This is a genomic window from uncultured Subdoligranulum sp., from assembly GCF_937890665.1.
Window position 1 is genome coordinate 17,059 of record NZ_CALADU010000326.1, and the last position, 9,957, is coordinate 27,015.

Below are 9,957 nucleotides of genomic sequence, written 5' to 3' on the forward strand. Positions count from 1 at the left end.
TTATGCCGATTCAACTGATGATTATTTACCGGGTGCTGGGCGTTCTGTTTTTGGTGCTGGCCGGTGCTACGGTGTGGGAAAAATATCGCACGGTGCGGGGGGCGACCCTGCTGCCGGGACGGGTCTTGGCGTGCCGCAAGCCCAGCCGTACCAATCCCCGGGCAGGGGCGGGCGGCTACCGCTATCTGGTAGAGATCTACGTGGAAGGGCAGCGGCTGGAACTGGAAACCAACGACTCTTTCTGGTTCAGCCATGAAGAAAAGCAGGGAAAAATCGTGCAGGTCTGGTACAACCCCAATAGCACGGTGCTGGAACGCAAGAGCTGGGGCACCGAGCAGCTGGCTGCGGGCATGGCTTTACTGGGCATTGGGCTGCTGTTGCTGCAATAGAATGGAAAAACCACGAAAAATCGACTAAAAGATTGAACACTTGTACTTGGTATCAGGCTGTCGGATGTGCTATACTGGGCCCGTGACAGCCGGAAGGATCAATAAATGGATTGGATTTTGTATGTTTTGTTGGTCTTGGCGCTGTTAGGGGATGTGCTGCTGGCGGTGTTGCTGGTTCGCAGCGGCCGTACCCGGCCCAAAGGGGATACGGCGGAAGATTTTGTGCGGGCCATGACGCCGGTTTTGCAGGAGGAAACCGACCTCTTGTCGGAGCAGCTCCGTGCCATGCAGGGCGAAACCGCCCGCACCACCACGGCCAGCCTGCGGGACTTTTCCTCGGTGCTGGCGGAAAGCCAGCGGCAGAATGCGGCGGCCAGCACCACCCGGCTGGAGTCCATTGACCGGGCCGGCGCTGCCCGGCAGAAAGCGGCCAACGACGCACTGCTGGCCCAGTTGACGATGCTGGAAAACCGCTTGAAAAATCTGGAGGACTCCAACGCCGCCCGGCTGGACGGTGTACGAGGTGCGCTGGTACAGGGGCTCAACGTCATTCGGGCCGACAATAACAAAAAACTGGATGAGATTCGCGGTACCGTGGAGGAAAAATTGCAGGATACCCTGCAAAAGCGAATCAACGACTCCTTCCGCACGGTCAGCGTCCAACTGGAACAGGTCTATAAAGGGCTGGGCGAGATGCAGAATCTGGCCGCCGATGTGGGCAGTTTGAAGCAGGTGCTGTCGGGGGTCAAGACCCGGGGCATTTTGGGCGAAGTACAGTTGGGGGCAATTTTGGAACAGATCCTTGCACCCGGCCAGTACGAACAAAATGTGGTCACGGTGCCGGGCAGCACCAACCGCGTGGAATTTGCGGTCAAGCTGCCGGGGCAGGGGGGCACGGTCTGGCTGCCCATCGATGCCAAATTTCCCGGCGATACGTATGCCCATCTGCAGGCAGCCCAGCAGCGCGGCGATGCGGCAGCGACCAATGCCATGCGCAAAGCGCTGTACAGTGTGCTGCGGCAGGAAGCCAAAGACATTCATGACAAATACATCGAAGTGCCTTACACCACCAGTTTCGGCATTCTGTTCCTGCCTTTCGAGGGATTGTATGCCGAGGTGGTTTCCAGCGGCGTGACCGAAACGCTGCAGCGGGACTATCAGATCACGGTAGCAGGGCCGTCCACCATGGCGGCGCTGCTCAATGCGTTGCAGATGGGCTTCCGCACCTTGGCCATCCAAAAGCGTTCCGGCGAAGTGTGGACGATTTTGGGTGCTGTCAAGACAGAATTTGAAAAGTTCGGGGCGGGGCTGCAGCAGATGCAGCGCCACCTGAATCAAACCGGCTCGGATCTGGAGGAACTGATCGGACCCCGCAGCCGGGCTATCACCCGCAAACTGGAAGCTGTACAGCAGTTGGACCCGGATTCGGCTGCCGATCTGCTGGGCTTGCAGGAAAGAACTCAATCGTAACCCGGTATCTGACTTTATCACGATAGGAGAGGGAGAACTTATGATTCGTATCATCACCGATTCCGCTGCCGACCTGACCGCACAGGAGCTGGCCCAGCCCGGCGTCTATGTTGTGCCGATGTCCGTCACCTTTGAGGATGGTTCCTCGGTGGAGGATGATGGCCGTATGACCAAGGATGAATTTTTCCAGCGTCTGGCCAGCGACAGCAAGCTGCCCCGCACCAGCCAGCCCAGCCCGGCGGCATTTATGGATGCCTACACCGAGGCGGAACTGGCCGGGGATGAAGCCATCGTCATTACGGTAGCCCAGAAACTGTCCGGCACCTTCCAGTGCGCTACGCTGGCGGCCGCAGATGTGGATACCCCCATCTATGTGGTGGATTCCGAGACCGCTACGCAGGGCGAAGCCCTGATCGTGCGGGAGGCCCTTCGTCTGCGGGATATGGGCTTGTCTGCCGAACAGATCGTGGACGTGCTGGAGCGCTTTAAAAAGCGGGTTCGTATCGTGGCTGTGGTGGACAGCCTCAAGCATCTGCAAAAGGGTGGCCGGATCCCGGCAGCCGTCGCCATTGTGGGCGGTGCATTGGGCATCAAACCGGTGATCGCCCTGTATGACAGCGTGGTTAAGCTGGCGGGCAAAGGCCGCGGCCGTCCCGGTGCGCTGGTGGCAATGTTCAAACAGTTGGATGAGCTGGGCGGCATCGATACCAACTATCCCTGCACGGTACTTTACAGTGACGAAAAGCAGGTGGCGGGCCCGGTCCATCACTACCTGACCCAGAACCTCAAACTCAGCGGGGTGCGTACCTGTCAGATCGGTGCCACCATCGGCACCCACGTGGGGCCCCGTGCCGCCGGCGTGGTCTTTGTGACGAAGGAAACCGCCGAGGCTTAATATCTTCCATAGTTTAGCATAGAAAACGGCCCCTGCCGCAGCTGCGGCAGGGGCCGTTTGTCGATCCATCAGGAATCTTTGTGGGTGAGCTTGTTCAAAAGGGTGACGGCCAGAATGATGACACCGATCACGAGAAAAATGCCCAACATGCCGACGAGCAGCATCGGCAGGGTGGTAGTCAACGAGGCTAAATTCATAGGGGGTTCCTCCTTACATACCCATTAAGGTCAAGATCAAGCCGCCGGCAATGACCGACGCGATCTGTCCCGAAACGTTGACGCTGATGGAATACATCAGCAGGAAATTCTGGTTGTCTTCCGCCAGACCCATCTGGTTGACCACACGGCCGCTCATGGGGAAAGCCGAGATGCCGGCCGCACCGATCATCGGGTTGAGTTTCTTACCCTCCGGCAGGAAGAGGTTGAGCAGCTTGGCGAACAGGACACCACCGGCCGTATCAAAGACGAAGGCTACCAGACCCAAAGCGAGGATCAGCAGGGTGTCGGGCTTGACGAATTTGTCGGCGGTCATCTGGCCTGCGACGGTCAGACCCAGCACAATGGTGATCAGGTTGGCCAGTACGTTTTGTGCCGTTTCCGACAAAGAATTCAATACGCCGCACTCCCGAATCAGGTTACCGAACATCAGGAAGCCTACCAGTGCCACGCTGGCAGGAGCAACCAAGCCGGCCAGCACCGTTACCACAATGGGGAAGAGGATCTTGGTGGTCTTGGTCACGCTGCCCTTGCGGTAGGGCATGCGGATCATACGCTCTTTTTTGGTGGTGCACAACCGGATGACCGGCGGCTGTACGATGGGAACCAGTGCCATATAACTGTAAGCAGCCACCATAATAGCACCCAGATATTTGCTGCCCAGCGTGTTGGCTACAAAGATGGCGGTGGGACCGTCGGCAGCGCCGATTATGGCAATGGAAGCGGCGTCGGGCAAGTCAAAGAAAAGACCGGCCAGTGCCAGCGTGAAGAAGATGCCGAACTGCGCAGCCGCACCAAAAAGCATGAGCCAAGGCTTTTCCAGCAAGGGACCAAAATCGATCATGGCGCCGATGCCGATGAAGAGCAGCAGCGGGAACAGCTCGTTGGACATGCCGGCCTCAAACAAGGCGCTGATGGGGCCTACCGTGTCCCCTTGGGTGATGGCACCGGAAAGCGGCAGATTCACCAGAATCGCGCCGAATCCCATGGGGACCAGCAGGCTGGGTTCCATCTTTTTTACGATGCCCAGATAGATCAGCAGCCCACCGATGACCCACATGACCACCATCTGCCAAGTCAGGTTGCCAAAATTGGCAAACAGGCTGGCGAAGGTTTGTACAATGTTCATACAAAGGTTCCTCCTTTTTAAAGAGCAGACGACAAAAAAAGACTTTTACCGCAGCAAGTTATGCTGTGGTAAAAGTCTCAGTGCTTGGGTATGGCTCCGGAGCGCAAACCGCACCCGGGATGACGAAGCCAAACGCACAATCCGAAGGTGAGGACCGTGCCGCCTACTCCCTTTTACTTAGTTCTCTTAGTATAGCAGTTGGCTGTAAAAATTACAAGTCCCGTACTGCACAAAACCGAAGGGGCAGAGTTCGGCAAGCTGCATAAAAAAATATTGACAAAAGCTATCATTACCGGTATTATAAAGGTGTTCGCATCGACCCGGTGGAGATTTTTCATGCAAAAAATTGACGAGGACCTGCTTGCTCGCGCACAGCAGGGGGAGGAAGCGGCGTTGGCCGCATTGATCGCCCGAATGATGCCGGCCATCCGCAAGGGGGCTGCTGCTTACCGGGCACCTGGTCTCGATTTTGAGGACGCTGTGCAGGAAGGGCTCATCGGGCTCTTTCAGGCGGTGCGGGGGTATCGGCCCAATGCCGGTACGGCCTTTTCTACCTATGCAGCTGCCTGCATCCACCATGCGCAGCAGGACGCCCAGCGTGCGGCGCTGCGCAAAAAACATGCGCCGCTGAATTTCAGCGTGCCGCTGCCCGATGCAGAAAATCTTCCCCAGCCGGGGCCGGAGGAACTGGCCATTGCCGGGGAACGGTACGCTGCCACTTTACAGCGAATGCAAACCGATCTTTCGGCTTTGGAACGCCGTGCGCTGGTTGCCAGCCTGCACGGACAATCCGTTGCCCATACGGCACAAGAGCTTGGCGTCACACCCAAAGCGGTGGCCAACGCATTGGCCCGCGCCCGCCGCAAACTGCGCGGCGAGTGACCCACTTGGATTCAGGCGTCTGCCTGATCATATATCAACCTGCCCCCAGTAGCGCCTAAAATCAGTTCGTTGGTCCATTCCATATGCGTTGGTTTAGATTCTTCCGCGGGCAAATACAAACAGAGGAGATACCCATTATGTTCGAAGACAAGACTTTGGTATGCAAGGATTGCGGCAAAGAGTTCGTCTGGACCGCCGGCGAGCAGGAGTTCTACGCTAGCCGTGGTTTCGAGAACCAGCCCCAGCGCTGCAAGCCCTGCCGCGATGCCCGCAAGAACGCTACCCGCGGTGAGCGCCAGATGTTCGATGCCGTTTGCGCCAGCTGCGGCAAGGCCTGCAAAGTTCCCTTCCAGCCGCGTGAGGACCGTCCGGTCTACTGCAGCGAGTGCTTTGCTAAGATGAAAGAGAACGGCTGATTTGCGCGTTGTAAACGTGTAACACGAGTTTGAATTTCCACTCCGCGCCCCGGTCGGTTGGACTGGGGCGCGGTTTGTTTTTGTCGGGGCGGGATTTGCGCTTTTGCCGTGGTTGCGGTATAATAGCAGCGGCCCCCGCAAATCCTGTAAGAAAGGCGGCGATCCCATGCCGAAATCTGGACGGCCCCGCCATGTGGTGACGGCGCTGCTGGCAGCGCTGTTGGCGGCTTGTGCCGTATGGCTGCTCTGCCGCTGGGTCGGGTACGACCTGCAGGAACGGTTGGGCAACCAGCCGGTGTATGAGATCCTCAACGATGAATATAGTCAGGTCATCGACCTGCCGGAAGAAGGTCTCACCCAATCCATCCCCTTGCAAGCCGGGCAAGCATTTTACGGTGTCCGGCTGAAGTTCAGCACCCATGGCCAGCTCTACAAGGCCGGCATGCTGATGGTGGATGTCTATGCGCAGGACGGCAAACTGCTGGCACAATCGGCGGGTAACTTTTTAAACATTTTTGACGATACTTTTACCGAGTTCCCCCTCGAAACACCTTATGTCCCCACCGAAGCTGAGACCTTGCAGGTCCATCTGTACAACACGGTGCCGTGGGACGGACCGCTGGGACTTTGGGCCAGTGAGGGGGAAGTGGAGGCTATGCCGCTTTGCAGCGGCACCCCGGATAACGGGCAGGCGTTGGACGCTACCTTGGCGGTGCAGCTTGTCAGCGACTATTCCGGGCAATGGCCTGCCCAGTTGGCGGGCCAACTGGCGCTGCCCTTGGCCATCGCGGCTTTTGCGGCGGTGCTGTTGGCACTGCTTCATGCCCCCTTGGCGCTGCTGGTAGCGGTCGTGGGGCTGGCGCTGGGCTGTAGCTTTGTTCGGGTCACGCCGGCCTTGGTCGCACCGGACGAATACACCCATTTGGCGGCAGCCTACGAGTTGGCGGGCCAGTGGTTCGGCCAACAGACGGCCACCGCCGACGGCAAATTGCTGGTGCGCAGTTGTGATGCGCCGCACTTTGGCACCAAAACCGGAGAGATCGGTATTTTTGCCTACAAAGCACAGGCACAGGCCCGGCAGAATGAAGCCGGATGCCCCAACGCGCTGACGAAAGTCAGCGAAGCGGAGGCTGGGCAGGGTACGGGCAATTACTGGGCGCAGGCAGCCGGAATCTGGTTGGCGCGGTGGCAGGGTACGAACTTCTATACCATGCTGGACTATGGCCGGATTGCCAATCTGTTGTGGTATCTGGTGCTGGCCACCGCGGCAGTGGCGGTGGCGCCGGCGGCGCTGCAGGGGCTGTTTGCCTGTGTGGCACTGCTGCCTATGTCGCTCCAGTTGGCGGGCAGCCTTTCCCCCGACGCCGGGGTGTTGGGCACTCTGTTCCTCTTTACAGCATTGTGCATGGCGTTGCGTGCGCACCCCGCCGCCCGCTGGCAGTTGGTGCTGCTGGTGGTGCTGGGGGCTGCGGTGGCGCCAGCTAAAGCCATCTACCTGCCGGTGGTGGCGCTCTGTCTGATCATTCCGCCGCAGCATCTGGATCCTCGCCAGACGCCTGCTTCCCCCACCGTTTCGTTGGGGCGGTTTGCGCTGCGTCCGGGAAGGCTGGTTCAAGCGGCGGTACTGTTGGCTGCGGTCATCCTCTGGACGGCGGCCAACCTGTCGGCGCTGGTCTATGCTGCACGGGATATGAACCCGTTGCTGTTGGTGCTAGGTGCAGTGGCGGCAGTGGTACTGCTGGTGTTGGCCGCTGTTCTCTACCAGCGGGCGTGCCGCAGCCCCAACGGGCGTCGCTGGTTTGTCCGCGGCGCGGTGGTTGTGGCGGTACTGCTGGCGGTGGGCGGCGTATACGGGCTGTCCCACATGGGCGGCGGTCTGACCCCGGACCAGTTGTTGGAAGTGCTGCCCAACGGGGATTCCGTCTGGACCTTCTCCTTTGGCTATATCTGCCGCAACTTGCCCGCCACCCTGAAATTGCTGCTTCGCACCCTGCCGGAACAGGGCGGGCTATGGCTGCAAGGGCTGTTGGGCACGACGCTGGGCGAACCCATCGTCTACCGCATCGACGTAAGCTGGCTGCTGGCGGTGGGATTGCTGCTGGCGCTGCTGGCGGCGGCGCTGCCGGTGCAGCAGTCCAGCGTGTTGGTCACTCGCCGCACACGGTGGGGCCTGTGGGCTATGCTGGCCTGCGTGGTGCTGGCTGTCTTTGCCGCGGCGCTGAGCTGGACGCCCATCAACTATCAAACACTGTTCGGTATGCAGGGGCGCTACCTGCTGCCCGTCCTGCCGCTGGCCTTGCTGCTGGTGCAGGGCAACACACTGGTCACGCTGCGCCGCAGTGCGGCGCGGGGGGCTGTGGTCTTTGTAGCGCTTTTCAATCTGTTGACCCAGCTGCAAGGGTTTGGCTTGTATGCTTCCTGGCAGCCGGTATCATAAATCCATACAAAACGATACTGCATCAGAAAGGAACTTTCCCATGACTGTTACGAAAGATACCATCATTGCTGAAATCCTGAACAACGACCCCGCACAGGGCTGCGTGCCCATCTTCCTGTCCACCGGTATGCACTGCTTGGGCTGCATGGCGGCTCACGGTGAGACGGTGGAGCAGGCCTGTGCCGTCCATGGTGTGGATGCCGACGCGCTGGTTGCCCAGCTCAACGACTACTTTGCACACCAGTAATTCGCCGCGGCTGGATGCCCGCTTGGCTGCTGCCTTCGCCTATGTACGGTCGGGGCATGTGGCGGCGGACATCGGCTGCGACCATGGCAAACTGAGTGCCGCACTGGCGGGCAGCGGTCGCTGCCCGCTTGTTTTGGCTTGTGACCTGCGGCCCGATCCGTTGGAAAAAGCCCGGCGGCGCTGTGCTCCCTATGGCGATGCTGTGCAGTGCCGTTTGGGCGACGGCTTGTCGGTGGTGCACCCCGGGGAGGCCGAGGACATCATTATTGCCGGTATGGGGGCGGAAACCGTCATCGAAATTCTGGAGGCTGCTCCGTGGGTGTTCGATGCCAGGTACAATCTAGTGCTGGTGCCCGCCACCAAACACAGCGTTTTGCGGCGTTGGCTGGCTCGCCGCGGCTTTGCGCTGCTGGGGGAAACTCTCTGTCAGGCGGCGGGGCGGTGGTATGCGGTCATGAACGCCCGGTATGCCGGGACCGAACATGAACCCGACGGACTGGAATGTCTGTGCGGCCAGACTGAGGGACAGCCTGGTTTTTCGGCCTACTGTGCCCAGCAGAACATCAAACTGAAGAAATACCGTCTTGGTCTGGCGCCCGGTGCGGAGGCCGATGCGGTAGATGCTTTGATCGAAGAATTGGAGAAACGCGCATGTCTGTGACTGTACAGGAAATTTTGCAGGAGCTCAAGGCGTTTGCACCGCCGGAGCTGGCCTGCAGTTGGGATAACGTGGGGCTGCTGGTGGATGCCGGCCGTCCGGTAGACAAGGTGCTGACTGCGTTGGACATCACCGCCGCGGTGGTGGAAGAGGCTGCCCGGGAGGGCTGCCAGCTCATCGTCAGTCATCACCCGGTGATCTTTGACCCGATGAAGCGCATCACGGCGGATGACATTCCGGCGCTGCTGCTGAAAAACGGGATTTCCGGCATCTGCATGCACACCAATCTGGATGCGGCGCCCGACGGCGTTAACGATACCTTGGCCGATCTGCTGGGCATTGCCCGGGAAGGCCGCCGCAATTTTGCCGATGACTGCGGCCGCATCGGGACGGTTGCGCCCACCACTACGGCGGCGCTGGCTCGCTTCTGTGCCGAAACGCTGCATAGCGGTGTCAAATATGTGGACAGCGGCAAGCCGGTGACCTGTCTGGCGGAAGTCAGCGGTGCGGGCGGCAGCTATCTGCAGCAGGCCATCGACGAAGGGGCGGACTGCCTTGTGACCGGCGAGGCTGCCCACCATATCGCGCTGCTGGCCAAGCAGAAAGGTGTCGGCCTTGTGGTGGCGGGCCACTGGGGGACCGAACAGGGCATTGCCGACGTACTGGCTGCCCGGCTGCACACGGCCTTTCCGCAGTTGGAGGTCCGCCATGCTGCGGCGGACACCGATCCGTATACTTATCTGAACGTTTGAACCCGGTCGCTGTGCCGGAAGGAGTACTGCCATGTCTTTGGATGCCGCAACACTGTCGCTGGTTGCCGATGAATTGAAGGCGACGCTGCTGGATGCCAAGATCGACAAGATCTTTGAGCCTACCCGCGACGAAGTGTTGGTGACTCTGCGCACCCGCACCGATACATACCGTCTGCTGCTGTCGGCTCGCGTTTGCCTGACGAAAGAATCCTTTGAAAATCCCCTGACGCCGCCGGGCTTTTGCATGCTGCTGCGCAAGCATCTGACGGGCGGGCGGCTCATCGACCTGCGGCGGGAACCGGGGGACCGTATCGTTTACTTTGATTTCCGCTGCACCAACGAGATGGGGGACCTTGTCACCAATACGCTGGCGGCGGAACTGATGGGCCGGTATTCCAATCTGGTACTGGTACAGGACGGCCGCATCATCGACGCCCTCAAGCGGGTGGATTTTGAGGACAGCGAGG

12 protein-coding genes are annotated in these 9,957 nt (G+C 59.7%); 10 read left to right on the plus strand and 2 right to left on the minus strand.

From position 1 onward, the window contains the following. Nucleotides 1–2: 2 nt before the first annotated feature. From Q0526_RS18665 to Q0526_RS18675, 3 genes are all read left to right on the plus strand, one after another. On the plus strand, nt 3–389 hold the full coding sequence (locus Q0526_RS18665) for a DUF3592 domain-containing protein (protein ID WP_298737049.1): 387 nt from the start codon (nt 3–5) through the stop codon (nt 387–389). A 105-nt stretch (nt 390–494) separates the two neighbouring features. Next, entirely contained in the window at nt 495–1,859 is a 1,365-nt protein-coding gene (gene rmuC / locus Q0526_RS18670) for a DNA recombination protein RmuC (RefSeq protein ID WP_298737052.1), read from the plus strand. Between the two features lie 40 nt (nt 1,860–1,899). Then, entirely contained in the window at nt 1,900–2,754 is an 855-nt protein-coding gene (locus Q0526_RS18675; RefSeq protein ID WP_298737054.1) for a DegV family protein, read from the plus strand. A 68-nt stretch (nt 2,755–2,822) separates the two neighbouring features. Here the strand turns inward: Q0526_RS18675 and Q0526_RS18680 are convergent, their stop codons facing one another. Both Q0526_RS18680 and Q0526_RS18685 read right to left on the minus strand, forming a co-directional pair. Then, nucleotides 2,823–2,951: an OadG-related small transporter subunit gene (locus tag Q0526_RS18680; protein ID WP_298737057.1), complete on the minus strand. Its 129-nt coding sequence runs from the start codon at nt 2,949–2,951 to the stop codon at nt 2,823–2,825. 13 nt (nt 2,952–2,964) lie between these two features. After that, nucleotides 2,965–4,098 carry a sodium ion-translocating decarboxylase subunit beta gene (locus Q0526_RS18685; RefSeq protein WP_298737059.1) on the minus strand — a complete coding sequence of 378 codons (1,134 nt, stop codon included), beginning with the start codon at nt 4,096–4,098 and terminating at the stop codon, nt 2,965–2,967. Between the two features lie 336 nt (nt 4,099–4,434). Between Q0526_RS18685 and Q0526_RS18690 the strand changes: the two genes are divergently transcribed. From Q0526_RS18690 to Q0526_RS18720, 7 genes are all read left to right on the plus strand, one after another. Next, nucleotides 4,435–4,980, plus strand: a complete 546-nt coding sequence (locus tag Q0526_RS18690) for a sigma-70 family RNA polymerase sigma factor (protein WP_298737061.1) — start codon at nt 4,435–4,437, stop codon at nt 4,978–4,980. A 137-nt stretch (nt 4,981–5,117) separates the two neighbouring features. Beyond that, nucleotides 5,118–5,396, plus strand: coding sequence for a zinc-ribbon domain containing protein (locus tag Q0526_RS18695; RefSeq protein ID WP_204649639.1), 279 nt, complete (start codon nt 5,118–5,120; stop codon nt 5,394–5,396). A gap of 166 nt (nt 5,397–5,562) precedes the next feature. Next, the gene (locus tag Q0526_RS18700; protein WP_298737064.1) at nt 5,563–7,833 is read left to right on the plus strand and encodes a DUF2142 domain-containing protein; all 2,271 of its coding nucleotides are present in this window, start codon (nt 5,563–5,565) and stop codon (nt 7,831–7,833) included. A 40-nt stretch (nt 7,834–7,873) separates the two neighbouring features. After that, nucleotides 7,874–8,080 (plus strand): DUF1858 domain-containing protein, encoded by a 207-nt coding sequence (locus Q0526_RS18705; protein WP_298737067.1) that lies wholly within the window; start codon nt 7,874–7,876, stop codon nt 8,078–8,080. A gap of 22 nt (nt 8,081–8,102) precedes the next feature. Continuing rightward, nucleotides 8,103–8,741 carry a class I SAM-dependent methyltransferase gene (locus Q0526_RS18710; protein WP_298737070.1) on the plus strand — a complete coding sequence of 213 codons (639 nt, stop codon included), beginning with the start codon at nt 8,103–8,105 and terminating at the stop codon, nt 8,739–8,741. Beyond that, nucleotides 8,732–9,490 (plus strand): Nif3-like dinuclear metal center hexameric protein, encoded by a 759-nt coding sequence (locus Q0526_RS18715; RefSeq protein WP_298737072.1) that lies wholly within the window; start codon nt 8,732–8,734, stop codon nt 9,488–9,490. Before Q0526_RS18710 ends, Q0526_RS18715 begins: the two co-directional genes overlap by 10 nt. Before the next feature lie 31 nt (nt 9,491–9,521). Next, nucleotides 9,522–9,957 (plus strand): NFACT family protein (locus Q0526_RS18720; RefSeq protein WP_298737075.1); only part of this gene is annotated, 436 nt, incomplete at its 3' end.